25 protein-coding genes are annotated in these 25,697 nt (G+C 59.3%); 18 read left to right on the top strand and 7 right to left on the bottom strand.

What is annotated here, in order from left to right:
* Window positions 1-22: 22 nt before the first annotated feature.
* The 3 genes from AC1D05_RS21920 to AC1D05_RS21910 form a co-directional block, all read right to left on the bottom strand.
* Entirely contained in the window at window positions 23-616 is a 594-nt protein-coding gene (locus tag AC1D05_RS21920; protein ID WP_477443854.1) for an SOS response-associated peptidase, read from the bottom strand.
* A gap of 367 nt (window positions 617-983) precedes the next feature.
* Window positions 984-1,694, bottom strand: a complete 711-nt coding sequence (locus AC1D05_RS21915) for a class I SAM-dependent methyltransferase (RefSeq protein WP_477443853.1) — start codon at window positions 1,692-1,694, stop codon at window positions 984-986.
* Window positions 1,684-2,772 carry a hypothetical protein gene (locus tag AC1D05_RS21910; protein WP_477443852.1) on the bottom strand — a complete coding sequence of 363 codons (1,089 nt, stop codon included), beginning with the start codon at window positions 2,770-2,772 and terminating at the stop codon, window positions 1,684-1,686. Before AC1D05_RS21910 ends, AC1D05_RS21915 begins: the two co-directional genes overlap by 11 nt.
* Window positions 2,773-3,060: 288 nt before the next feature.
* Here AC1D05_RS21910 and AC1D05_RS21905 point away from each other — a divergent pair, with 288 nt between their 5' ends.
* From AC1D05_RS21905 to AC1D05_RS21875, 7 genes are all read left to right on the top strand, one after another.
* Complete coding sequence (locus tag AC1D05_RS21905; protein WP_477443851.1) at window positions 3,061-4,047, top strand: 5'-nucleotidase; 987 nt, start codon at window positions 3,061-3,063, stop codon at window positions 4,045-4,047.
* A gap of 285 nt (window positions 4,048-4,332) precedes the next feature.
* Entirely contained in the window at window positions 4,333-5,220 is an 888-nt protein-coding gene (locus tag AC1D05_RS21900; protein ID WP_477443850.1) for a hypothetical protein, read from the top strand.
* A 312-nt stretch (window positions 5,221-5,532) separates the two neighbouring features.
* Window positions 5,533-7,242 carry a hypothetical protein gene (locus AC1D05_RS21895; RefSeq protein ID WP_477443849.1) on the top strand — a complete coding sequence of 570 codons (1,710 nt, stop codon included), beginning with the start codon at window positions 5,533-5,535 and terminating at the stop codon, window positions 7,240-7,242.
* 11 nt (window positions 7,243-7,253) lie between these two features.
* The gene (locus tag AC1D05_RS21890) at window positions 7,254-8,084 is read left to right on the top strand and encodes a hypothetical protein (RefSeq protein WP_477443848.1); all 831 of its coding nucleotides are present in this window, start codon (window positions 7,254-7,256) and stop codon (window positions 8,082-8,084) included.
* A 439-nt stretch (window positions 8,085-8,523) separates the two neighbouring features.
* The gene (locus AC1D05_RS21885; RefSeq protein WP_477443847.1) at window positions 8,524-10,620 is read left to right on the top strand and encodes a ParB/RepB/Spo0J family partition protein; all 2,097 of its coding nucleotides are present in this window, start codon (window positions 8,524-8,526) and stop codon (window positions 10,618-10,620) included.
* A 294-nt stretch (window positions 10,621-10,914) separates the two neighbouring features.
* Window positions 10,915-11,079, top strand: a complete 165-nt coding sequence (locus AC1D05_RS21880) for a hypothetical protein (RefSeq protein WP_477443846.1) — start codon at window positions 10,915-10,917, stop codon at window positions 11,077-11,079.
* Between the two features lie 430 nt (window positions 11,080-11,509).
* Window positions 11,510-11,821 (top strand): DUF736 domain-containing protein, encoded by a 312-nt coding sequence (locus AC1D05_RS21875; RefSeq protein ID WP_292661628.1) that lies wholly within the window; start codon window positions 11,510-11,512, stop codon window positions 11,819-11,821.
* Between the two features lie 87 nt (window positions 11,822-11,908).
* On the opposite strand, the gene AC1D05_RS21870 is transcribed toward AC1D05_RS21875, so the two are convergent.
* A complete protein-coding gene (locus tag AC1D05_RS21870) occupies window positions 11,909-12,439 on the bottom strand; it encodes a Ros/MucR family transcriptional regulator (protein WP_477444013.1) in 531 nt (176 codons plus the stop codon).
* Between the two features lie 416 nt (window positions 12,440-12,855).
* Here AC1D05_RS21870 and AC1D05_RS21865 point away from each other — a divergent pair, with 416 nt between their 5' ends.
* On the top strand, window positions 12,856-14,061 hold the full coding sequence (locus tag AC1D05_RS21865) for a DUF932 domain-containing protein (protein ID WP_477444012.1): 1,206 nt from the start codon (window positions 12,856-12,858) through the stop codon (window positions 14,059-14,061).
* 256 nt (window positions 14,062-14,317) lie between these two features.
* Here AC1D05_RS21865 and AC1D05_RS21860 read toward each other — a convergent pair whose 3' ends face one another.
* Window positions 14,318-14,533: a helix-turn-helix domain-containing protein gene (locus tag AC1D05_RS21860; protein WP_352485883.1), complete on the bottom strand. Its 216-nt coding sequence runs from the start codon at window positions 14,531-14,533 to the stop codon at window positions 14,318-14,320.
* A gap of 125 nt (window positions 14,534-14,658) precedes the next feature.
* On the opposite strand from AC1D05_RS21860, the gene AC1D05_RS21855 reads away from it, so the two are divergent.
* The 10 genes from AC1D05_RS21855 (at window position 14,659) to AC1D05_RS21810 (ending at window position 21,972) form a co-directional block, all read left to right on the top strand.
* Window positions 14,659-14,937, top strand: coding sequence for a DNA -binding domain-containing protein (locus AC1D05_RS21855; RefSeq protein WP_477443845.1), 279 nt, complete (start codon window positions 14,659-14,661; stop codon window positions 14,935-14,937).
* 140 nt (window positions 14,938-15,077) lie between these two features.
* Entirely contained in the window at window positions 15,078-15,284 is a 207-nt protein-coding gene (locus AC1D05_RS21850) for a transcriptional regulator domain-containing protein (RefSeq protein ID WP_477443844.1), read from the top strand.
* A 70-nt stretch (window positions 15,285-15,354) separates the two neighbouring features.
* Window positions 15,355-15,873 carry a DUF2285 domain-containing protein gene (locus AC1D05_RS21845; RefSeq protein ID WP_477443843.1) on the top strand — a complete coding sequence of 173 codons (519 nt, stop codon included), beginning with the start codon at window positions 15,355-15,357 and terminating at the stop codon, window positions 15,871-15,873.
* A 134-nt stretch (window positions 15,874-16,007) separates the two neighbouring features.
* Window positions 16,008-16,298 carry a helix-turn-helix transcriptional regulator gene (locus AC1D05_RS21840; RefSeq protein ID WP_129554795.1) on the top strand — a complete coding sequence of 97 codons (291 nt, stop codon included), beginning with the start codon at window positions 16,008-16,010 and terminating at the stop codon, window positions 16,296-16,298.
* A gap of 8 nt (window positions 16,299-16,306) precedes the next feature.
* Complete coding sequence (locus AC1D05_RS21835; protein WP_477443842.1) at window positions 16,307-17,182, top strand: replication initiator protein A; 876 nt, start codon at window positions 16,307-16,309, stop codon at window positions 17,180-17,182.
* Between the two features lie 316 nt (window positions 17,183-17,498).
* Complete coding sequence (locus AC1D05_RS21830) at window positions 17,499-17,963, top strand: DUF2840 domain-containing protein (RefSeq protein ID WP_477443841.1); 465 nt, start codon at window positions 17,499-17,501, stop codon at window positions 17,961-17,963.
* Complete coding sequence (locus tag AC1D05_RS21825; RefSeq protein ID WP_477443840.1) at window positions 17,960-18,520, top strand: S26 family signal peptidase; 561 nt, start codon at window positions 17,960-17,962, stop codon at window positions 18,518-18,520. Before AC1D05_RS21830 ends, AC1D05_RS21825 begins: the two co-directional genes overlap by 4 nt.
* 46 nt (window positions 18,521-18,566) lie before the next feature.
* Window positions 18,567-18,893, top strand: a complete 327-nt coding sequence (locus AC1D05_RS21820; protein ID WP_477443839.1) for a DUF736 domain-containing protein — start codon at window positions 18,567-18,569, stop codon at window positions 18,891-18,893.
* Between the two features lie 46 nt (window positions 18,894-18,939).
* Window positions 18,940-19,986 carry a lytic transglycosylase domain-containing protein gene (locus AC1D05_RS21815; protein WP_477443838.1) on the top strand — a complete coding sequence of 349 codons (1,047 nt, stop codon included), beginning with the start codon at window positions 18,940-18,942 and terminating at the stop codon, window positions 19,984-19,986.
* A gap of 246 nt (window positions 19,987-20,232) precedes the next feature.
* The gene (locus tag AC1D05_RS21810; RefSeq protein ID WP_477444011.1) at window positions 20,233-21,972 is read left to right on the top strand and encodes a relaxase/mobilization nuclease domain-containing protein; all 1,740 of its coding nucleotides are present in this window, start codon (window positions 20,233-20,235) and stop codon (window positions 21,970-21,972) included.
* An 86-nt stretch (window positions 21,973-22,058) separates the two neighbouring features.
* On the opposite strand, the gene AC1D05_RS21805 is transcribed toward AC1D05_RS21810, so the two are convergent.
* Both AC1D05_RS21805 and AC1D05_RS21800 read right to left on the bottom strand, forming a co-directional pair.
* On the bottom strand, window positions 22,059-25,421 hold the full coding sequence (locus tag AC1D05_RS21805; RefSeq protein ID WP_477443837.1) for a restriction endonuclease: 3,363 nt from the start codon (window positions 25,419-25,421) through the stop codon (window positions 22,059-22,061).
* Between the two features lie 63 nt (window positions 25,422-25,484).
* Entirely contained in the window at window positions 25,485-25,694 is a 210-nt protein-coding gene (locus AC1D05_RS21800; RefSeq protein ID WP_477443836.1) for a hypothetical protein, read from the bottom strand.
* Window positions 25,695-25,697 lie beyond the last annotated feature (3 nt).

Here is a 25,697-nt window from a genome sequence, read left to right as displayed (position 1 = left end):
CAAGGCAAACGTCGCAAGAAGGTCAGTCACTCCCCTCCCGTACGGTTCTTGCCACCAGCGACCCTGCCGGGAGTGCCTTCAATAGCTCTGCCTCGGGTTTTGTGAGATGTATCCATGCCGCCCAATCCTCCGGGCGCAGCACCACAATCTGGCGATTGTGGATAGGCGCTACATCCGGCCCGGGTTCAGTCGTCAGCATTGCGAATGTCGGCGGCTTGTTGCCTTCGCCGTCGCGCCAAAGTCCGGCGATCGCCATGAAGGGGGCGTCGTTGAGGGTGAACCGATGCTTCGCCTTTGGCGACTTCTTTCCCGTGAATTCGAAGAAGGCCGATGCCGGAATAAGGCAGCGATTGCTGTTGGCGAAACTCCGTCCGTCTGAGCGAAAGTTGAAGACCGGCCCGCCTTTGGGGCCAGAGGGAGGAAAGGCAAAGGTCATCCGCGTGAGTTCGATTGTCTCGCCGACGGCACGCATGATCGGGGCGGGGTCACTGATGCGAATGTCGCCCGCCTGTGGCAAATCCAGTTCGGTTTGATGGGTTGGAACGTCGAGCGCCAGCGATTGCATCATGCGGCAATATTCGGCCCAGGCGATATGCTGCTCGTAATCGTTGCACATAGCTGCCCCGCTTTCGGTCAGTTGCAGACTACCCAGATAGCGCGGTTTGTATGCGGCGCCAGCTTCCCGAAGATCTTGGTATGCCCCGAAATCTTACGCAACGCGCCCGAACACCTTGCGCGGCTGGGCGGTAATACTATCGCTGTGGCTCACAATGATGCGCTCAAGGTCCGGTTCGCCAGACCATTTGCGTAAAGCCGCGCCCAAGCGCCTTGCCGTCCTTCACAGAAAACCACTTGGCCAATGCACGGCATGATCGACCCGTCGACACCTGAGCAAGCACACGTGCCATGATGTGGGTACCGATCCCATGACCGATAGCATTCTCGCAACGCCGTTATGGAGGTGGACCGCAATTTCGCTACTCCTACAACGAAACTTTGGTCGCCCAGTATCCCGTGACTACTGGTGTTGCGTCATGGAGATAGTCGCCAAGTTTGGAGGGTATCTTGGCGCCTGTGCTCTTGAGATCACCTAACGTGAATGGGTCGACCCACTGAACCTCGAGGCCGCTGTCACCCATGAGCTGAATCTGACTTGAAACAGGCAATATCTCAGACGGGAGATAGAGAGCGTTCCCCGACCCGGTGAAGAAAAAGGCCGACCCGGTTCGCTCGCCAGGCGCTGAATTTCGAAATGCCGTCGACCATTCCCATGAAGGCGTTGTAAAGAACACGCCGCCGTCATTCTTCAGAGCTCTACAGACTTCCGTCCAAACGGCGGAAGAATTGTATGGGTCCCCCAGAAGTGCCACGACGAGGTCGACGCTTGACGATTCAACGGGCAGGTCACCTGCGTCACAAACGAGGAATTCTGCCCTTCCGTTGAAGGCTGACCGCGAATGATTGAGCATGTCGAGAGATATGTCGGAAATCAAAAGCCTGGCGCCGGTGGCCTTCGGCATGACCCCCAGTAGCCCGGATCGTCCCGCGCCGATTTCGAAAATTGTTCCCTTGTCAGGAACCAACTCGAAGTGCCGCTTCATCAGAGCGCCACTAGCAACACCGAAACCGGCACAGGTAGGATGCAGTTGAGCGTCATAATACTCATTGGCGACGGCGGAGTAACTATTTTGCATCCAAAGGCTCCAGTAGCGGAATCTGCTGACGGCTCGCAGCAAGGGAGGCATCCAGTTCGCCGATCGCGCCATCCATGCGCAATTCTTTTAATTTTTGCTGGATGAACATGATCAACCCAGATTTATTGTCTTCGTCCGTGAACGCATTCTCCATTGTTGAGTCCATGTAAAACACGCCGTATCGAGTAAGAGTATATTTGAATGGTACGCTAATATAAGATGGGTATCTCGCCGCATGCTCGGCTTCTAACTGAGTCATCCCCCAAATGCGCGCGATATATTTGTATTTGTCCTCTGGCCCCACGGTCGCTAGATTGTCCGGCAATACGCCCTCTATTTCTGGCAGGTGTGAGCGCCATACGCGGCCCACGATTCCTCGCCGGATAGAAAACGAACGGCCAGCTGCGAGACCTGGGAGAGGAATTCCGTCTCCCGAAACGTATTCCAAAAGCTGCATCAATTGTCCCGCGAAAATCGGATCCTCAATGTAGATAGTCGCGCGGCATTTCGCGCCATCGAAATTCGTGTTGCGGTCCTTGAGCTGACTGCCTACGTCGGAAACGAAACGCGCAAAGTTCTGAGGGATGTTCGCCTCGACGACCTTCACGCGCAGTTGCGCTTCGATCTTCGCGCGCACGCTCGACAGCGCCTTCGACAAATCATCGCGCTCCCGTGCGATTTCCGTGATCTGCTCGCTTAATTCCAACTTGAAACCGAAAAGATTCAACGTCCTAACTCTGCCCATGGCAGACGGCAGGACAGCAGGAAGAACACCGCTGCGAAGCAGCAGGTAGACCATCTGGACCGCAGCCACAGGCCAGGCGAGAACCTTGTCGAAATGCTGATTAAGAAAACTGGCACACGGGGCAACGATTTCGGACCATAAGAGACGAAAAGGATCGCGCAACCACAGCGTCACTGTTCCCAGCTGGGAAACTGGCACGCTGATCGTATCCGGTAGCAGCGGGTGCAGGACAAGGAGTAACACAATAGCTACAGCAAGAATCCATAGAGATATCCGCAGAGAAGCCCGCCCGACTACACCAATCCCTACCGATACCCGTCTGACTGCGTCCATTGCCGACTTCCCCCAAACCAAGTCAATCTCAATATTTTCTACCGAACGTACAGCTGCTGCGCCAGCGCATTCCGCTGATCGCCTCATCATTGGGGACAAAATTGGCTTCTGTGGACCCTCGCCACGACGTGTACAATGCTTCCAATAACACCTCGCGTTTTGAAAAGTCAGGAAATAGCGATGGCATGGCAAAGATAGGCACGGAACCTAAGTGTCCAATTCTTTCGAAATAGCGCAAGTACAGAAGGGAGCACCGCTGCGGCGGGTCCAATACGGGAGGGAGGGCATATGGAACTGGCGGAAGCCTCGCTTATGACCGAGGCCGAAAAGGGGCGTGTAGATCCGGTGGCTTTGCTAAGGGCTAGCCCTCTTCGCATCGGGATCTCTACGCGCGCTCTTTTTGACCTGGAGGAGGAGCATCGGGTATTTGAGAAATACGGCGTCAAGGCGTATGCGGCTATGCAACTCCAACGGGAGGACGTAATCCTGCGCAAGGGCGCAGGCTTTGAGGTAGTCGAGCGCTTACTCGCGCTGAATGATCCTGACGCTGCTCCTTATGTTGAAGTGATCCTCTTGTCGCAGAACTCGCCCGACCTCTCCCTCCGAGCCTTCAGGTCGATCGATCATTACGAGCTTGTCGTCAAGACGGGCAGTTTTACTAGCGGACGATCGCTTGCGCCGTTTGTCCCGGCGTGGGGCATCGACCTGTTTCTCTCAAACGCTGACGCAGATGTAAAGGGAGCAGTGGACGGCGGAGCAGCGGCTGCACGGCTCGGCTTGGCACCTAAGGATCGTGCCGAAACGCCGCAGGGCGAGGTCCGGGTCGCGTTCGACGGCGATGCTGTCGTCTTTGGCCCCGAGTCCGACGCAATCTACAAGGAAAAGGGCCTGGACGCCTTCCTAGCTCATGAGACAGAGAACGCCACCAATCCAATGGCGCGTGGCCCGTTTGGCAATTTTCTTCATAAGCTATCGGCATTGCGCCGCGTTTTCCTCAATGACGGTAACGTGAGTAAGGTCCGTATCGCACTTGTCACAGCTCGCAACGCCCCTGCCCACGAGCGCGTCATACGCACGCTGAGGGCATGGGGGACGCCAGCTGATGAGGCCCACTTCGTCGGCAGCCGCGAAAAGGCACCCATCCTGAAGGCACTCGGTGCTCACATTTTCTTTGACGATCAGGAGAAGCACGTCCTCGGCGCATCGGCTGTGGTCCCTGCCGGCCATGTTCCCGGACCACACGATCCGGCCGCGCCGGTAATTCCGGCCGGCTGACTCTGCGGAGCCTTGATCTGGTTGCGCTTTTGTTGCGCGAACGATCTGAGGGCAAGTGACCTGGGGGTCGTGGAAAGTGGATCGCGGCTTTGCGCCTCAATGTCGGACGGAGAGCGGATCGCAGCTAAGCGCGGTCATCTGGGCGAGCAGATTCGTTTGCGCCTTGTCTCGGACATTCAGCCATGCGGCCGGCATCTCCGGGGACACGGTCCAAGCATCCCCTGTTGATATCAGTGTCAACATCCGGCAAGGTCCCAATCCATCCCCATGCTCGCTAGCCCGCAGATGAAGAAGCCGACCCACCCACTGACGTATCGCGAAGCTTTAGACGGGCTGCTCAAGGCGATCGATGACGCTCCAACTGCGCCAGATCACCCGATCTTCAAGAAGTGGGACGACAAGGAATACTTCGAGACGCAATTGATGTTTTCGTTCCGGAAGCAGCAGGCGGCCGAACACCACATCGGCAACGTCAAGTCCATGTTGGAGACGGCCGAAGCTGCGGCAATTGCAGCGATGAAGAACAAAGGCAAGCCAGCCAACAATGCTGTCGCCTCTACGGCATTGCTGGTCATGAACAGCGGACGGTCCACGGCTTACGTCCACGAGCTCTCTGCATTCTTGGCTGCCGTCCGTTCCGGACTGGACTTCCTAGGAGTCGCGGCGGCCCGAACGATGCCCGGCATCTTCGCGCATTCGATTCATACCTTGGAGAAGATGGTCGACAAGGGGCAGCAGGGTGGGATCCTCGAGGTCGTCAAAACCCATCAGGCATGGCTGGCCGAGCTGCGGGATTACCGCGACGAGGTCGTCCACCGCCAAGTCGTTCAAGCGCCGGCCGAGGGCTGGCTGGTGTCTACGAAAGGAAAGACCTCCAAGGCAATCATGCCCGTTGTGGTCCCCCGCCGCACGCCCAAACGCGCCTTCGACACCAGACGGTCGCGGATGATGGACAACGATGTTCCTTTAGGGCTCGACCGCATGGAATCTCACGGCGAAGTTACGTTCCCGGACGGGGCAGTAAAGACCATCCAGCACAAGGTCAGCTTCCGGCCAGCCGCTTCGCATATACCGATCGTGGAGTTGATGACCTACCATCTTGTCGAATACCGAAGGTTTTCAGCGGCGATGTTCGCCGTCATCACGAAGAGTGGCTTTGGGACTGTCAAATGAGTCCGTCTCCGCCAGCGCGCATGAGTACGACCGGGTGTCAAAGGAAGGAGATGGCTGATCTCGTGTGTACCAAAACCGAGTGGCATGCCGCGTTGCCTGAATTGTCGCGGGCATGACGGAATACCTGAGGCAGTCCCGGACACCGATCTTCAGAGATCGCGGCGACCATGGCCCAAGGCTCGGCGGCGGATGGTACTTGAAGCTCGGCGACCACATCTTTGTCCTGACGAACGAGCATGTCGCGGTCGCGCGTGAGAGCGGAGAGCGCCTTATCCACCAGTTCGCAGACTCCAACGATGTCCACGCTCTGCCATGAAAAACCTTCAGAAATACACGTGCATACCTGATGACACACCCGGCCAGTGGTTGGAGAACGCGGTCGAATCGGTGGAGTACCTAAAGCTCGTCCTGACAGGACAATGGACCCCAATCTACGTCAGCGCGCAGTGCTTCTATCTCTTTGCCGTTCTGATGAAAGCAGAGAAGGCTAACCCGGTTGATCACGCAAAACTCGGACCTGTCTTCATTGATCCCAGCTCCAGTTGGCGGCTCGAGCACGTTTGGGGTGGCGGGGAACCGGAGCGGATGTACCTCGCAGCCGGAATTGGAGAGAGCGGCGGTTCGCCGCTCGCCGGCGGCCAGCAGTTGGTGTACCGGCGCCGGATGCACGGCCTCGATCCATATGTCGAGCTGGACCAGCGACTGGTCCAGGCGCTGGACGTTCATTTCCTGAGTGAGCGAAATGCATACTGTCGCGTAAACCGGCGTGGTGATATTGAACCGATTATTAAGGTGGAGCAGCTTCCGGCGGACGAAGACGGCCATAGTGGAACCTTGGTCACCGTTAAGACCGAGGATCTTGTGAAGTACATGGCGGTCACTCGGACGGTCCTTGCCGCAAAGTTCGACTTTACCCGGATCGATCACAAGAAGGTGGGCTTTGACGGTTGGCAGGACGCCGAGCGTGACAGCTTCGCAGCACCCGACCTAGCGTATCATTCGGGACGGGTTCCCGGCCGATCCAGCTTCGTGAATGGATGGATCATCGTCCGTCCCAACAAGACCTTGGCCGAGGTGATAGATGACGAAAACACGGCGTCGGATCGGTCCAAGAGGCAGCATGCCGACTTCATAATCCAGGACGCGCGGTACGGCCGGATAGCAACCTGTTCGGCCGCGCCAGGAGCCAGCACAAATTACTTCGATGCCGTTGAGGGCCTGCCGTTTGAGCTCTCCCCGGTCTTCTTCCGCGCAGACGTCATGTCGAAATACAAGGCCGACACGGACAAGTACCAGATCGACGCTCGCATGATCCGGTGTCGCGATGTCTGGGAGCTTCGTTCGTTCGACATCAACGAGGCCGGACAGGTCCACACCTACCTGCAGGACCTCTCCCATCTGCCCTACGAAGAGCAGCTGTACTGGAAATCATTCAACGAAGAGCCCAAGGCATCAATCTCGAAGCGCAGCTTCACCAACGACTTTCTGGGTCAGTGGACAAACGACGCGGATCCCTTGGACGAACTCAAGCGAGATACGGCTGCGCTGGATGGTTCGTGTCCGCCTTGGTGGATCCCACGTGGGGAGGCGGTACGGCTGGCCGCCCAGTACCCGTCCCAAGATAACGCGGCGGAGTGGGGCCATGAAATCATGCATCTCGACCAGCTCGTCGTAGAGGGCTTCAAGGAAAGTGAACTGCGAAAAATCGCGACCAACCGTGAGGCGCAAGTCGAGACTAACTGGCGTTCGCTCCGGCTGATCGAGGCAATTCTGGTTGCCTCCGGCGTTCCTGCGGGCAAGGCTAAAGCTACCATTGCACCATTGCAGCGCTTGCATGCACTCCGAAGCACGCTGACGGCCCACACTGGCGGAAAGACCAAAGCCCAAGAGCAAAGGAAGGCGATAGCCGAGCATCAGACCTATCGCGCCCACTTCGAGCATCTGGCCGGCGGTGTTCTTGATGGGTTTGCAGCCATCATCGCGATCCTCAAAGGTGATCCAGTCGCAAATCAAGTGGAATAGTGGGGATCGATTTGCCGTCTCTGGTTATCGACAGCAGCATGCTGCAATCGCACGAACTGCGATCCCATCTTCAGGCGAGTCCACATAATTTCGCGGTGCTCGCCGACTATGCCTGGATCGAGATCTACAAACAACGGTCGCTGGAAGCCGTCAAGCACGGCCTGTCGGTCGTAGGCGATTTCCCTGACCAGCTAATCCTGCTGCGGACCAACGGCGAGATAATCGCGCTCGACCCGACGGAGCCTGACCTGCTTGAGCGTATGCAGTTCAAGGGAATTGCCGACAGCATTCGTGAGATGGCCGCCATAGTCAGAAGCGCTACAGTCGATCATCCGACCATCCTGGAGCGACTGCACGACCATTGGAATTTTGCGAGCGGTCTGCTTCCGGAGATGATTGAGGGTGCAGTCGACATCGCGGAATCTCTGCCCGAAATGGAAGCGCAGATGTTTACCAAAGCCGAAATCGGTATCATCAGGACGAGCAGCCGATATCCGGACGCGATGATGGAAACCGTTTACGGTGCCGCGGTGCAGCTATGGGAGTATCTCGCACATGCATACCGCCTGCCATGGCAGAACCTTGGGGACAATCGCGTCGCTCGAACCTATCTCTTTCGATATGCGCTCGGGCTCGTCGTCCATCTGCTTTGGTGGATCCGCAGTGGCAGCCAGCCAGTAAAGCGGATGGACAGGATGCGCAACGACTTGATCGACCTAGGTTTCTGCGTCTATGCATCTTACTTTGACGGGTTCATGACGGCTGATGAGAAAGCACGTTGGACCCATGCAAACTTGGTCGCAGCCTTGGAGGCTGTGTCACGCATGGATGGCACGACTTGACCAATCTGGTCGTCGACACCGATTTCGGATTGCTAGCGGTGCTACAACCGCTTTGACAACGGTGGCACAGGTTGTTGACGAAGCGCAAATGACCGCTCAAGCAATCGGTTGTTCTGAAAGCTGACGGGCCTCTTTCGGCTCCTTGCGCTCATCCCTGAAAACTGGCGACGGATGACTGTTTCGGCCCCTTGCTGACTTTATAGAGGAGAGATGGTCTTGGCCATCTCTCCCCCGCGAATGCTGCCTGCGCAGAGCGGGGCCGCCCGCTCGCAAGGCGGACATAACTGATGCCCTCCGAACTGATCCGATCCGCCGCGCTCGGCGCGCAGTCCAGCTCCGCTCGCCGGCATTCGCCCCCCTCTCTGCCGCGCGCTCACGCGCCCCCGGAAGGCATGCCGAGGGGCATGCCTTCGGCATGTAACGGGAAAGGATCAGTACCATGACCACCAATGAAACGAATGCGAAAGCGGCAACTGTCAGCGAAAGGGGCACAGAGGTTTTCATTCCACTGAACAAGCTGAAAAAGTCGCCCCGCAATGCGCGCAAGACGCCGCATAGCAAGGCGATCATTGAGGCCTATGCCGCGAGCATCTCCGCCAAAGGCATCCTGCAAAATCTAGTGGTTGAGCCGGAGCTTGACGGGGAGGGCGGAGAAACCGGCTTCTATTTTGTCAGCATCGGCGAAGGGCGTAGGCTGGCGCAGTTGCTGCGCGTGAAGCGCAAGCAGATCAAGAAGACCGAGCCGATCCGCTGTGTCGTTGACACCGTGAATGATGCGCACGAGATCAGCCTGGACGAGAACATCACCCGCGAGGATATGCACCCCGCCGATCAGTTCGAGGCGTTCCGGGAGCTTCACGATGAACGCGGATGGGGTGCTGAGGAAATCGCCGCCCGCTTCGGCATTACCGCGCATGTCGTGCGGCAGCGCCTGCGGCTTGGCGCGGTCAGTCCCAAGTTGATGCAGGTCTATCGCGACGGCGACCTAACGCTTGACCAGTTGATGGCTTTCGCCATCACCGACGATCACGCTCGGCAGGAACAGGTTTTCGAAACCCTCACCTACAATCGAGATCCCTACATCATCCGTCGCGAACTGACGCGGACGCATGTAGCGGCGAGCGACCGGCGCGCCATCTTCATTGGCGCGGAAACCTATATGGAAGCGGGTGGTGCCATCCTGCGCGACCTGTTCACCGAGGATCGCGGCGGCTTCTACGAGGATGCAGCGTTGCTCGACCGCTTGGTGATCGACAAGCTGCAAGGCATCTCGGAAACCGTCAGGCAGGCCGAGGGCTGGAAATGGGCAGATGTCCATATCGACTTCCCCCACGCAAACGGCTTGTGCCGCACCTACCCCCAACCGGTGAATTTGTCGGATGAAGATCAAGCTGCCTTTGCGACGGCATCCGACGAGTTCAACCGGCTCACGGAAGAATGGAATAGCGCCGAGGAACTGCCGGATGATGTCGATCAGAGTTTCGGCAGGCTCGAAGCCGAGATCGAGCGCATCGACGCTTTGCGTCATGCCTTCGATCCTGATGTTGTCTCCCGTGGCGGCGTGTTCGTCGTACTTTCCCATGACGGATCGGCGCGGATCGAACGTGGCTTCATTCGCGCCGAGGATGAGTTGCCGGAGCAGGAAGCGGTAACGCTGCAAGGCGGTGAAGGTTACGCCGTCAACGACGATGGCGAGATCATCGAAGCCGGCACCGGTTCGGATTGCGATGGTGGGAACGAGGAAGAAGCTGAGGACGACGGCAAGCCGCTGTCTGATCTTCTTGTCCGTGATCTGACCGCCCATCGCACGCTTGGGCTTCGTCTTGCGCTTGGCGAACAGCCGGACATCGCCCTTGTTGCGGTCACCCATGCGCTCGCCGCGCAGACCTTCTACCAAGGCGCGGAAGCCCACTGCCTCGAAATCCGCCCGACCAGCATCCATCTCGCCGGGCATGCGGACGGCATCGAGGATACAGCGGCAGGCAAGGCACTGGCGGACCGGCACGCGGAGTGGGCTGCGGACATGCCTCGCGATGTGGCTGAGCTGTGGGGCTTCATCACTTCACTCGACCATGCCAGCGTCATGGCCCTGTTCGCCCACTGCGCCTCGCTCACCGTCAATGCCGTAAAGCAACCTTGGGAGCGCAAGCCTCGCGCCCACGAGACTGCGAACAGGCTTGCGACAGCAGTCAACCTCGACATGACGGCACATTGGACGCCGACCGTCCGGACGTATCTCGGGCGCATCACCAAGGCACATATCCTCGACGCCGTGCGGGAAGCTGCCAGCGCAGAGGCCGCAGACAGGCTGTCGGACCTGAAAAAGCAGCCGATGGCGGAAGCCGCCGAGCAGTTGCTCGCCGGAACCGGATGGCTACCTGCAGTCTTGCGCACCGAGCAACTTGCAATGTCTGCTGAACAGCAGCACGAAGCAGGTGAAAATGCCAGATCGGCGGACGTTTCCGAGCAGGACACGAAACCGGCTCAGCCTGACATGATCGAGGACGCCGAGGCGTTTAACGTCGCCGCCGAGTGACCCGCAGCGCGCCGGAGCCGCCACGCGGCTCCGGCCTGCCTTTCAAGAATTTTCGGCCGCGCCGTTGGCGCGGCCGAACACCTCGACAGCACGAAGTTTTCGAAGCGCTGAACCCTGATGATAATGTCCTCTGAGGCAAATATCGTCCCGGCGCGACGTCGCCCTGTCGTGTGGCACATGCCTCTGCATCAAGTGTCTTCTGCTAAGGCACCCCATTTCCGGCAATGCCTCACCGTGCGCCGAGCAGGTTAGCGTAGCGGGATCATTCGGCGATGCTGCGGAGGATCGGGTGTGATGAAAATCTCTTCGCCTTCGATCTCAACCCCGGGCTCGCATCCGATCGACTTGAGACGTGAAATCGTCACGGCATTTGGCGGCTTGGAACTCGCTGCCTTCCGCAATGAATTGGTCGCCTTCGGAGCCGCCCCGAACGCGATGGCGATTCAGCCCAAAGATTAGAGAAATCGGGCGTCCCTTCGTCACCTGTTGGAGTAGTGACCGACACTGTCCTGGCGCTTGAGGCCAGTTCTTTGACAGGAACGGAGAAGCGCAACGGCGGGGGCGACATTGGCTGTGCCCGATCGTAGCCTCGTGGCGTTTCCTTCCGCGGGTTCGTTCCAAGCCACGCCCACGGCGTCCTCGAATGGATTGGGTCTGACCGAAGACCGCCTTCGCTTCACTCAGTCTCGATCGTCTTCCCGCAACGACGCCGCTGCGTTTTCTTCCCCTGGTCGCTGCGCGTCCATTCCTCGCGGTCCAAGAAAGCCTCGCGCCGCCGTCTTTCACTTCGTTTCAGCCCCTTCGGGATGCAGACCGATCGTCTCCGGCCTCACGACCACCATCGAGGCCGCGATGGGCGCGGCCCGAGAAAACAGAAGGAACCACCACAATGGCTACGATCGGCACATTCTCCCGCACCGCTAACGGCTTCTCCGGCTCGGTCAAGACCCTCAACCTCAACGTCAAGACGGTAACGTTCTCTCCGGCCGACGGCGACAATGAAAAGGGCCCCGACTTCCGCATCTTCGCCGGCGCCACCGAGTTCGGGGCAGCATGGAAGAAGACCTCGCGCGAGGGCCGCGACTACCACTCCGTCAAGCTCGACGATCCCAGCTTCCCCGCTCCGATCTATGCGAGCTTGGTCGAGACCGACACCGAGGGCGATTTCTCGCTCATCTGGTCACGCCGCACCGCAGAGTGACCCGACAAAACACGAAGCCCCGCCGCAAGGCGGGGCTTCGCCATGTTCAGGTCAGGCGCAGCCTAGGCCTATGTCAGACGCAGCAGCCTACGCTTTGGCCGGCGCCTTGCGCGCCTTCTTCACCGGCGACTTGATTGCAGCCGCAGTTGTTCTCGCTGCCGCCGCACGCACGACCGGTTTCCGTTTTTCTGCCGCGGCAGATGTGGGCGCTGGCGCTTTGCGCCCGAGTCCAATTGATTTCGCCAGGGCCGACCGGGTCGCCGCATAGTTCGGCGCCACCATCGGATAGTCGGCCGGCAGGTTCCACTTATGCCGATATTGGTCGGGGGTCAGGTTAAAGTGCTGAAGATGCCGCTTGAGCGATTTGAATTTTTTTCCGTCTTCCAGACAGATGATGAAATCCGGCGTCACCGACTTCCTGATCGATACTGCCGGTTCCTGCTTGATCCCGGGGTCTATCGCCGGCGTGCCGATGCCTTTCAGAGCGGCATGGATATCGCCGATCAGCTTCGGCAACTCGCCAACCGGCAATGGATTGTTCGACACATAGGCGGCGACGATGTCGGCCGCGATCGACACGGTATCCAGTTGGCCGTCTTGTTCGAGAGCAGTGGTCATATAATTTCCTCTTATTGTATCGGACGAATTGAGCGACGTTTGATTTCCCCGTCCCGCCAACGAGGCAAATAGTACATTTCTTTGTAAAATCTACGTCTCTTGCACAACATTGTAAGAGTAAGCTTCGCTTTCATCGTTCTGATCGACTGCGGATACCCTTGTCGACCCGATGGGAAGCGAGGAACTTCCCCTCGCTTCCCCGCCATTGCCGCCTGTGCAGAGCAGGGCCGCAGGCTCGCAAAGCGGCCGACTGCAGCAACAGTGGCCATCAATTTCCATCCGCTCCGCTCGACCGTGCAACCCGGCTCCGCGCGTCGGCATTGGCCCCCATCACTCCCGCGCGCTCACGCGCCCCCGGAAGGCATGCCGGAGACATGCCTTCGGCATTGACGGAAAAAGGAGTGAGTACAATGAACATGACCACCATTATCAACAGCGAGAGCAACACCCAGCAGCAGGCGATTTCCAGCGGCTTTCGCGTCGATATCTCGCGCGGCGAGAGGATCGGACGCGTTTCTTCGGAATGGTTTTCGCGTCCCGATGACGAGCGCTATTTGAGCCTGACCGAGCTTTATAATGTCGTCAAACAGAGAGCGGACCAAGCCACCGCCCGCACAGTCGAGAGCCGCGCCGTGCGTGTGGAAGCCGCCCGCGACAATGCAGAGCGGCTTTCGCTTATCCTCCCTGGACAGGAGCAACCAATTGCGCCCACGCATTGGAGTTTTGGCCAGCTTTGCAGTCTTGTCAGCGCACCGGCCACCTACATGCGCCAGCTTCCCGCGCCGCTGGCAGGCATCAATTTGCAGCATGGCCTTTTGAGCCATCGGACAGAGTTGATGAAGACCCTGGAAACAGAGGACGGACGCATTGAGCTTCGCGCCGTCACGGGTCCGGACTATGGCCGCATCTGGGATCACGAGCTTGTCGCCGCCGTCATGAAGATAGCGGGCAATGGAACCGGCGACACCATGTGGAAGGTGCCGGGCGTTCTTGATTGGGCGACGATGACCCACAATCCTTTCGTGGACATCACAAAGGACACCACCACGCTTTACGCCAGCGACCGCGACGTGTTCCTGTTTCTGGTGGATGACACACATCCGATCGAAGCCGGACGTCTTCCGAATGGAGACCCGGATTTGTATTTTCGCGGCTTCTATTGCTGGAATTCGGAAGTCGGCAGCAAGACGCTGGGCATTGCGAGTTTCTATCTCCGCGCCGTGTGCATGAACCGCAATCTATGGGGCGTGGAAGGTTTCGAGGAAATCACAATCCGGCATTCGAAGTTTGCTGCGCAGCGTTTTGCGCACGAAGCAGCGCCCGCTTTGACGAGGTTCGCGAACTCAAGCCCCGCGCCGTTCATCGCCGGCATCAAGGCCGCGCGTGAGAGGATCGTCGCCCGTAGCGACGAAGACCGCGAAAACTTCCTGCGCAAGCGCGGTTTCTCCAAGGGCGAAACGGGCAAGATCATCGACACCGTGTTGCAGGAGGAAGGCCGCCCGCCCGAAAGCATCTTCGATTTCGTCCAGGGCATGACCGCGCATGCGCGTACTAAGGCGCATCAGGATAGCCGATTGGAGCTGGAAGGCAGGGCGAAAGCCTTGTTAGAAAAGGCGGCATGAGAAAACGAAAGACCGCACGGCGAACATCTCGCCGCGCGGCCTTTCAGGTCCGCCACATCAACCGGATTGTCATATCATAGGAACAACAGACGACCAGTAACCGGATCGACATGCGCGCCTCTATGAGGCACGGCGCGGCTCGCCGGGCTCCGCCCGGCTCGCAATGCAACTTCTGTCATATCCGCGACTGGAGCAACCTAATCGTTCGTGTGATCTCGCCACCCATCGAAAGTTCGATCGTGATTCCCGCGCCAACTCACCGTCCCGACTTTCTGATCAACTCACACGGGTCCACATTTAGCGCACTTGCGATCCGACCAAGAACACTGACGCTGGCCGAGACCCGGGCGCGTTCGATCGATCCGACGTAACGCATGCTCAGTCCTGAGCGAGCGGCCAATTCCTCCTGCGTCACGTTCTGGTCATGGCGCAGACGACGCATATTGACCGCCATGATCTCCTTGAGATCCATGACGGATTAGGGACCAGAAAGGGAACTATCGTTCTAGGAATGATCGTTCCTATTCGCTATGATGAGAACTCAAATCCAAAGGAAGGTTCCTTCTAACCGCAGTCGAAACATGAGCGATCAATACTGTGCTTAAGCCTCTGCTCGATCCCGATGTCGCCGACGTTGCGCCGGAAGCGCCGATCCTGACCGGCTATGACGAGGAGCGGCTGCTCACTTACATCCGCCTTCTCGATGCCGCCGCCGAAGAAGCGGACTGGCGCGAGGTGGCCAGGATCGTTCTGCACATCGATCCTGAGCAGGAGCCGGAGCGAGCCTTCAAGTCGTGGGAGACCCATCTTGCCCGTGCGCGGTGGATGACGACGAGCGGCTACCGGTATCTTCTGGCGGGCGGTGCGCCCCACTAGGCGTAGTCTGCCATGCGCCACGATTTGCTGAATTAGCACAGCGGTTTGCTGACTCTCCAACTACCCAGCCCGCGCATCGACCTCGATGCTGATTCCGAAGCTCGCAGCTTGGTGCTGGCATCGGGAGAGGGCCTGGCAAATTGCAAGGCGATTGGACCAATCCAGCGGCCTATGTGCACATGCGCGACTACGAAGCGCAGGAGTTCGCTGCCGAATATCTGATCCGGAACGACGCCTTCATCGTCGAGTGCAGTCAGCTTGCGTCGCTGGGCGCAAATACCGGAGACCTGCTGGGACAATCTGACTTCGCCGCACGGTGGGGCGCGCGATTTCACTGTCACCGGTGACGGACTTCCATATGCCGAGAACATCGTCTGGACGGAACAGGCCTCGCCGCGCGTTCTCCGGGCCACTCGGATGGCTGCCTCGATCGACTCTTCGCATAAGAGCGTGCTTCCTCGCGAGCTCCGCAACGCTAGCGTTTGGGAGCAGGGCGAAGACCTTGAGGCTCTTTGGTCGGCATCTACCGCAACGCATCGCCTGATTGCCGAGAGTTACGACGGTTCACTTGGCATCGATGCCATCATTCTCCCGCTCGACGAAGCCTTCGAAACAAGACTGGACGCCGCACGCCAATTCTGGCGGGCTCTGAACGGTCGACCGCCCGGCCCAGTCTACGGCGCGCTGCCGCCGCAGACGAAGATCAGGCATGTCCTCAATCTGCGCGCTCACGACGCCCGCCGCGCAGCGGCCTCCTATCGCACGATCGCGGAGGTGCTGCTGTCACGAGATCCAATCGCGCCACGGGATTGGCGCGACCATCACCTCAGGCACAGGGTGCGGGCGATCCTGCGAAGAGCCGATCGCCTGGTCGCCGGCGACTACCGCGACCTTCTCTTCTATCCCCATAGCCGCAGCCAGAAACCCGGGCGCTGAAGTCCTTCTTCGCAGGGGAGCAAAAACACATCCCCCGATCTTTGCCCTCCCTCGCTTTTCCTCAATTCGACCATCGTCCGTTTCGCGCGTCCCGGCAGGCCAGGATGACAGCAAAACCGGATGGAGATCGAGCGATGTCGAAGGGTCCCGCGGACGCGCCCCAAAAATACCTGCGAACCAAGGAGGCAGCACCGATCGTCGGTCTTTGCGCCCGAACACTGGAGAAACATCGAACCTACGGCACCGGCCCAAAGTATCGGAAAGTCGGTGGGCGCGTGCTCTACGACATTGACGATCTTCATGCCTGGATCGAACTCGGCGCGCGCACCTCCACCAGTGATGCGGACGCGACCTTTGTTCCGCCGGCCAAGCCACATGCCGCCCGCGCACCTGCCTATGCCGGCAGACGCGATCGCGCCTCCTGACCACTGGGATGGCGTCAGTGCGGTACCGTTCCGAAGGCCAACTCGATCTGTTTCACGCTCGCGCCAGTGTCGTCACGCCGCGCGACGCTCAGGATCTCATGTCGTGGCCGTTCTTTTCGCTAGCCAAATCCCGCCGCGTGACACCGATCGACTTTCGCATGGGCGACGTGTCGATCCGTGTCGAGGCGACGGTCGAACATGGCATGGCGACCATCTGGGACGCCGACATTCTGATCTGGGCCGCCAGCCAGATCGTGGACGCACGAGACAACGGTCTTCGCACGTCGCGTCTCATGGCGGCCACGCCCTACGAAATTCTTGCCTTCATCGGCCGAGGCGATTCCGTCCACAGTTATCACAGGCTGAAGGCCGCGCTTGACCGGCTGCAGTCGACCACGGTTGCCACGTCGATCCGACAGCCGGCCGAACGGCGGCGGCATCGTTTCTCATGGATCAACGAGTGGAAGGAGCGAATGGACGCCAGCGGGCGCCCGCTCGGCATCGAGCTCATTCTGGCCGACTGGTTTTATGCCGGCGTTGTCGACGATGCTCTGATCCTCACCATTGACCGAGAGTACTTTGGGCTGACAGGCGGCCTCGAGAGATGGCTCTACCGTCTGGTCCGAAAGCACGGTGGCCGCCAGACCTATGGTTGGAGCTTTGATCTCCACCATCTCCATCTGAAGTCAGGCGGCCTGTCGCCGTTCAAGCGGTTCACCTTCGACCTTCGCGAGATCGTCGGTCGCCAACCTCTGCCTGGCTATCGGCTGGCACTCGCCATCGATGCTGACGGTCGATCGCGCCTGACCTTTCAACCCACTCCGCCCGAACCGTACGCGGCGCAACGCGCGCCACGCACCCGATCGACCAGGGCTGTGAAATGACTGTGGACAGGCCCGTGCTATCAGGAACTGCAACTCCCGTGCCATCGGGAACCGGATTCCCGTGCTATCAGGAACCGGATTCGATCCTAAGCCATTGTGGCGATTGCCGAACCGGCTCCTCTAACGTTTCTAACCGAGAATCCTTCGGATTCTTTCTAACGGAAAGCGCAGGGCGAGACTGGGGACGACGGCCGAGCCCTGAACTTTCGGCCATGCCGACAGCGATCGACGTCCACTGCTCTTGCCGGAACAAGGCCACTTTTCCCGCCCCTCGCTTCGCCATGCTTGCTCGTGGCCTCCTGTCATGGAGGTCGGCATGAGCGATCTCACCACCGTTGAGCTGGTGTGGCTGAAAAAGCGGATCGAGAACTACATCCGCTTCGGCAAGGTTGCTTCGAACAGGAACATCGACCGCACCCGTCGTGCCGTCACCTTCACGCCTGGCAGCATCTTCGCTTTCGTCCGGTGGATGGGCAATGACTTCGGCACCGTCGCGTCCCGCATCGACATACTGCGCGCAGTCGCCGCCGGTCGGCGCTGCTCGACCGTCGCCTATGTGCGCCCCGGCGCCGAGATCCTGCTCACAGTGATCGGATGGCGGAACGTCGAAGAAGTCCTGAAGATCATCGACGCCATCGAGGCGATTGGCATCGACCCTGTCGATGTTTCGCCGGACTACTGGCGCCATGCCCACAGCCGGTTAGCCGCGCGCGAGACGCCCAGGCCCTACACACGCCAGCGCCATGAGGCTTGGCTCCTGCGCCGCAGGATTGAGCCATGAGCCCGCGCGTAACGATCATCGTCACGATGCTGGGTTGCGCGGTTCTCGCGGTCGCTCCGGCGTGGATCGACCATCGTCCGAGCTTCATCTGGAACGCATCCGCGAGCGTCCCCGTCGGGTTGTATCGGGTAGAGCAGGTCGACAGGATCGCTGTTGCCGATATCGCTGTCGTCACGCCTCCCGAACCGCTCGCCGGCTTCCTGGCTGAGCGCCAATATCTGCCGAGCGGCGTGCCGCTTCTGAAGCGCGTGTTGGCACTCAAAGGCACGACAGTCTGCCGGCAGGGCACCGCTATCATCACCCATGGCCTGACCATTGGACTTGCGCGCGAGCGCGATAGTCGCGGCCGACCGTTGCCCGCCTGGCAGGGCTGCCGTGTGATCTCCGACGGCGAAGTCTTTCTCATGAACCGGGACGTCGGCGACAGTTTCGACGGCCGGTATTTCGGGCCGCTGCCGCTCACTTCGGTCATCGGTCGCGCGGCTCCTGTCTGGGTCACCGACAGCACCTCTGCGACGCCGAAAGTTTCAAGCGATCACATTCCAGGCGAGCCGTGAAGGCCCGCGCCAATCATCCCCAAACGCTCATGAAAGGAGCATTGCAATGGCTCAGATCGGCACGTTCACTCGCAACAACGACGGCTTCTTCGGCAACGTCTCAACGCTGACGCTCGACGCGAAGCTTGCCATCCTGCCCGCCGAGAAGTCGGATGCCGAGAACGCGCCAGACCACCGCGTCTTCTGCGAAGGCATGGAGATCGGCGCGGCGTGGGAACGCACCGGCGAGAAGGCTGGCAACTATCTGTCCGTCACCATCGACGACCCGTCTTTCACGCAACCGATCCGCGCCAATCTGTTTCAGTCCGATGCGGAGAAAAGTGTCTGGGCCTTGCACTGGAGCCGGCCATCCAAGCGTGATGAGCGAGGCTGATCGGATGCTCCGATGGCGCCGCAGCGTGCCCTTTGGGTCAAACCCTTTGATCGATCGGGCGCTGGTCAAACCCTTCGACCCGATCGCCTGCCAGGCGGCTGCCGCGCGCAGCGAAGGTCAAGGGCGGCCGGACGCTTGCCAATCGCTGCGGACGCTCATCGCCCAGCAATTTGTAGCAAGCAAGTCCGGCCGGCGGAGCCTTGCCCTTGACGGAAGCGAGCACGGTGGCAGGGTTTGCGCGCGTCGGGACGACGGTGCATGCGCTGTCTTCCGGCGAAGCGTGACGATGCTGTGTGCATGCGTCATGCTCCTTCCTTCTGCATCGGCGGTTTACGCAGAACCTCTTTCTCATGGCGAGGGGCCGGCTCTCTCCAACGCCAAGACTTCGTCCTCCGATCCCTGGTCGGCTCATATCCGGGAAGCCGCGAAACGCTTTGCTATTCCTGAGCGGCTGCTGCGCGCCGTCATGCAGGTCGAGAGCGTTGGCGATGTTCGTGCGGTGTCGAGCAAGGGCGCGATGGGCCTGATGCAGATCATGCCGGCGACGTGGGAAGAACTGCGGATCAAGCATCATCTTGGCGACGATCCTTATCAACCGCACGACAACATTCATGCCGGTGCCGCTTATCTCCGCGAGATGCTCGACCGCTTCGGTCGGAGCGGCTTCCTCGCTGCCTACAATGCCGGTCCCGGCCGCTACCAGGAACATCTTGCGACGGGCCGGCCGCTGCCGCGAGAGACAGTCGACTATGTCAGGAAACTCGCCCCGCTGATCAATGGTGCGGTTCCCATTCCGACGCGCGCACGGCAGGGAGCGGGCAGAGCGAGTGCACTCGGTTCGGCGATTTTCGCGCACGTGGTAAACACACCGAATGGCTCAGCTTCGCGAGACGAACGCAAGACCGATGGTCTCGTCGAGACTGTGTTCACTGCGATCCGCTCCCCCAGTTTGCGAGCACCGGTGGGCAAAGCAGTCACCGATCTTACGGCGCTCGTACCGCAAGCGGAAGGCTCGCGCAGTGAAGGTGCATCAGATCCAGGTGCCGCTATTCGTAGCCCGTTTGTGCATGGTTCTTCCGAAACATTGCGATGATCGCCACTTTCCTGGTCAATCGCATTTTGGCCTGCGCTGTCGCGGAAATTGCGGCGGGAGGGTTGGCCGCGAGAGAGGGCGAAGAGGGATGGCAGGATAAAGGGCCGCGATGTGCGGCTCGGTCGGATTGTTGTTTTCTCTATGGTATTTGTCTCGCTTTGCGATGCGCTCGCGCAATTAGCGATGTGCACGCCCGCTGTTTTCTCAAGATTTACAATGGAAATCGCACCTCGCGGGCTCAGGCCTATGAATCGTGACGATAGTTTTCGTGTGCGCCCTGGCCGTATCCGCTCCCGCGCCGGCCAGCGCGCTCGCCCGTTCATATTCCAGGCGCTGGCAGCCGCACAGCGCGCCGGCGGGCATATATCGCGGAAGGGCCGGATTATTTCTCCACGGGCCTCGACGTTCGGCCGCGGTAGGTCGGCGAGCGTCAGCGCCAATCGCCTAATCACCGGCCGGTCACGCGGCGCCGTGGTCAAGGCGCGTGTGGTGCGCCAGTTCAGAGGATCGGCGCCGCTCGCTACCCATCTCAAATATCTCCGCCGCGAGGGCGTGACGCGTGACGGTGAGAAAGCAAAGATGTTTGGGCCGGACGCGGACGAGGCCGATCACGACGCCTTTGCCGATCTGTGCAAGGACGACCGACATCATTTCCGTTTCATCGTCTCACCCGACGACGCCCTCGAGTTGGGCGGCCTCAAGAGTTTTGCTCGTGACCTCATGGTCGACATGGAGCGCGATCTCGGCACGAAGCTCGACTGGGTCGGCGTTGACCATTGGAACACCGAACATCCGCACGTTCATATTCTTGTGCGCGGCGTGGCCGACGATGGTGAGAACCTCGTCATTTCCCGAGACTACATCCGACAGGGCATGCGCGACCGGGCAAGCGATATCCTCACCCAGATACTGGGATTGCGGACCGACTACGACATCCGCCGGACAATCGAGCAGCAGGTCGACGCCGAGCGCTGGACACAGCTCGACCGTCAGCTTGCCCGAGACACGGATCGCCATGGCATTATCGATCTCGCTCCGCATCCCAACAGCCAGCCCGACAAATTCCTGACACTCAAGGTCGGGCGACTCGGTAGGCTTGAAGGCCTAGGCCTCGCTGCCGAGATCCGTCCCGGTCAGTGGACCATGGCCGAGGAGGCTGAGACGACCTTGCGTGCACTCGGCGAGCGCGGCGACATCATCAAACGCATGCATCGCAGCCTAACCGGTCATGGCATCGACAAGGGCGCGGCCGATTATGTCCCTGCAGCTGAGCAGACGGACAAACCTATCATCGGTCGGCTGTTGGAACGCGGCCTGGACGATGAGTTACGGGGCTCGGCCTACGCCATCGTGGACGGCATAGACGGTCGTGTCCATCACATCCGATTTCAAGATATCGACGCCACCGGCGATTCCGCCCCGGGCTCGGTCGTCGAGCTTCGTCGCTACGAGGATGCGAAGGGCCGCAGCCGCGTTGCACTCGCCGTTCGCTCCGACCCCTCGATCGAAGAACAAATCCATGCCCATGGCGCGACCTGGCTCGACCGTCAGCTTATCGCGCGTGAACCTATCGAAATTGGGGAGGGCGGCTTCGCCAGGGAAGTGAAGCAGGCGCGTCAGGATCGCACCGATCATCTTGTCGAGCAGGGTCTCGCACGGCGCGAAGGTCAACGCGTCATCTTCGCCCGCAATCTGATCGACACGCTACGCGACCGTGAGGTGGACACCTTCGGCGCTCAGCTCGCTGCCAAGATCGGACTGCCGTTCACGAAGGCTTCGGAAGGCGACCAAATAGCTGGCATCTACCGGCAGCGTTTCTCGCTCGCCTCCGGCCGCTTCGCGATGATCGACGATGGGCTCGGTTTCCAGCTCGTCCCCTGGACACCGTCTCTGGAAAAGCAGGTCGGAAGTCATGTTTCAGGCGTTTCGCGTGCGGGATGCGCTGTCGACTGGACTTTTGGAAGAAGGCGAAGCATTGGACTCTGATTTTGACCGCAAGCTCAAGCAATGCTCGCAACCCAAAGCTTCTATTGGCTCTGCTATGTAGGTCTCCCCAAAACCGTCACGTGCACTCACATCTTGAACACCACCGTGAGCCCAGGCAGTCCGTGCTGGCGCAGCAAAAGCTGAAGTTCGTTGAAAATTCTAGGCCCCGTCTCTGACTGCAACAGATAGAAATCCAGATCCTTTTCCACTTGATCGGTGCCAAAGCGTTTGCAAAGGTCCAAAAGTCGCTCAGCCGCTTGACCTCGCTCACTCGCACTCTCACAGAGCTTCCACACCAGTATCGGTAGTGTCGCACCGTCCTCATTTTCAATGAGGATTTCCAACAACTGGTCGCGGAAAGAAACGTGCCCGGGTTTCGCCTTGGCGAAGCGGATAGGCGAACCGGCAAAGTAAAGGATTGGACTTCGAACGTCTTCGTCCGAGGAGGTGGCAAAGACGCGGGCGATGCCGTGAAGACGATCGTCTGACTGATCCCCTTCTTCGCTTCGATATAGAAGGTCCTCAACGGCGAGAGCCACGTTCCGTAAAACTTTGGACGAGGCCACGCGACTAGCCTCCAAGAGGCGCCTCAAAAGCGGTTCCCAGGGAACTTCCGCGCCCAGATACCGCAAAGCGCTGCTATGAAGCCCGTCTCCGTCCGCTTCAGCAAAGACTTTATCAAGAAGCTGCTCCTTGTGAACGGGGCAGGCAGCAATTAGCGGCCAGACCTCGAACGCGCCCACATCCTCCCAGTGTCCAGCGAGTTGGTCCTGAGCGGCAACATTCAGGGGGCCGCCTCGAGCAATGGTAAGCATCAGAATGGCTCTACATATGCGGTTTGGCGACTTCGGGAGGACAAAAGATGCAGCGTCAGCGATCGCTTTAGAAGCAGTGACGCCATCAAATACTTCTGGCCGATGATCTCTTACGAGCTCCCACAGTCTCTCCGGAACGTCTATCGGCAAGCGCGACTTGCCCTCACAGCCAGCAATGATCTGTCGGGCGGCGGCGTGTGGATGCAGATACGCCAAATCTCGGAAAACGGTTCCTGTGGGACCGTTTCGCAATGGCCAAGTGGCTTTCAGGGCGTTCTCTGGGTCTATGGCGCCAGCCTCAAGGATCAAACCACTCGCGACCTCCGCACGAGCTGGAGCAATTTTGTAGCGGTCGACCAGCCAAGGGATACTAGCAGTGGGCTCGGCACGTACCGCTGCAACCGCAGCCCTCGCAAAGGGAGTAATAAACCGACCAGTAGCCCAAGGATCCGTCCAGAATTTGGAACGCCAGTCGTCCGGGTCCTCGTTGGTCTCAAGCTCCAGAAGAAGGTCAAGACGCTGCTGCAGGGGGAGGCGGATATCGTGGATCAGGTCGCCAAGGTTGGAGCCAAATAGCATGGCGGCTGGTTCTGTCATGGTGCGAAGCATCAGGCGAATTAGAGGCTCGAAGCGGTCGTGATTGCGGAGTTCCACCACAATCCGGATGCCAGCCTCTCGCTCTACTCGCGACTTGCCCTTGCCAAGAAGGTTATCAACGATCTCGCCCACTCTCTGTGGCGCGCCTTGTTCAAGGGCTGCTACTGCCAACGCAAGCATGCCGACAAACAACGGCTCGTTGCCGCGCGTCGGCAGTGCCGTCAACGCGCCCTCAATGTCGAGTTCAAGCGATCCGAGATATTCTGTGGCTTCATCCGGTTCGGCGCGCAGGTTACCATCCGCCAGCACGAACAAGTCAGTGTGCAAGAAAGCGTCGATGACCTGCGATGCATCCGGACACGCTGCAGAGAGAGCGCGCAGCGCAACGCGACCGTCTGCTGATTTCTGCACCAGACTGCCATAACAACCGAGGAACTGATCGGTTGTCGCTCTGCCAAATCCGTGGCTGGCCACCTCGCCGCACGCCGTCTTCACCAATTGTTGGATGATGTCTCGCCGAGTGACCTCGAAGTCGCCCAGCTCTTCGCGCAGCTCCGAGTACCGGGCAATTAATGCTGGAGTGTTGAGAGCTCGCCGGCCGTGTAGCTGTTGGGGCAGGCGATACGCGCCGTAAAGACCCTTGGCTTCCATCGAGCTTAGCAAAGGCAGCTGATAAGAAGGAGCTGTGTCGCCGCCGTCTAGTGGAGATGGGCTTTGGATATGGAAGACCGCTCGAAGTACCTCCCTGTCCAACAAATTGCCGATGTGAGACCAGGTCTCTGGGCGCGAGGTCAATGCTAAGCGGACGGCTCTGTTTGCACAGACTCGAATGCTCTCCGCTAGCCAGTAAGACAGCGACGAGCGGGCGCTTGCCGGCGCGCGGTCGAGACCGTCGATGATGATGAGCCTGTTGGTCAGGTCGAGCCAAGTCCAGAGAGCTCGTTGCTCGCCCTCGACTGTGCCAAGCGAGTCTGAACGGCGAGACAGGATTCGCGCCAAAGTTGTGACCAAACTATTGTCGCCAGCAGCGATCTCGTGTCCTGCTATGACGTCTACCTCGAATGCCGATGGAGGGCTTTCTTGCAAGCGCGCAGTCCAAGTAGACTTGCCGCGACCAGAGCCCCCGGTCAGCACGAAGACATCTGCGACACCAACGACAAAATCAGAGAATGCTTCGCCAAGAGCAGCCGGAGGAACAAATGGCGCAGCCCCTGTGCGTCCGGCTCGAGATGCCTCGGCCAGCTGTTCGCGTCGGCGGGCACTCATCTGGCGCTCAATGTGAGGCGCGTCAGCCTCGTGAACGACGTCCTCCGGACTCCGGAAGAAAAGCTTGCGGACCCCAACCTCCTTCGACAAACGAAGAGAAAGATCAATCGGTCCCACATGCCGCAAATCCATACGGCAGGCCTGCTCGCGGAATCTTTCGTGATCGGACGACTTGAGAGTAATCGCCTTCAGCGTTTTCGCCGTGCTTTTAGCTTTTTCAATAAGCTTGGCCAGCTCCGCCTGCGGGAGGGAACGAAGATATTCCTGCGGCTTTGAAAACAAGGAGGTGGCCTCCTTCGTAATATTATTTGCGGTCCAGAACTGGTACTGGCACCCATCCCTCAAGACGCGTCCGTCCAAAGAGGCAAACAGCAGGAAACGGAATAGCTCGACCAAGACGAGTTCGGAGCCTATTTTGCTTCCGTAACGTTTGCATTGGACAATCCCTGCCAAGTCGCCAGCCGAGAACAGAAGGACATCTGCACCTTCGTCCGCGCCTTCTGGAAGAATTTGAACAACGTCATACCAACCTTGTTCTCTCGCTTCCGCCTCCAACAGGGCATATGCGAGCAACTCGAACTGCCGCGGAGATTGAAAGCCAAATGGGAGTTCCGGCGCTTGGGCTATCACATGGCCGCGCGGCGCAATGCCGTTAAGCTCCAATTGCACCGCGTCACCGGAGAGTGGGTTGCTAAGGAAGTTTGACTGCGGCACCCTGTTGTACACCCATATTTGGGCCACCGCCCCTGCAAACCACTCATAGCCATCCAAACCTGCGCTCACAAGCTGTGGGGTTTAGCATTCATAAATCGGCTTAGATGCGGCGTGTGGATTCTACGATTTCCATAGATTTGTCGTGTTGACATCAGCCTGTGGATACTGCCTTTTCGAGTTTGTCTCGTAGCGTTCCAAGCTGCCGAATTGTCGCGCCGACCATTTCGCTTCCGATCGATCCAGCACCGCCGCCAACAAGTCTTTGCCGGCCCGAGTGAGATTTGCGCGCTTTATAACGGCTGCCTTCTTGCGAAGATGAAATTCAAGCATTTT

It is taken from the genome of Mesorhizobium sp. P2_E9, from assembly GCF_056403815.1.
This window is presented reverse-complemented; position numbering and strand designations above follow the sequence as displayed.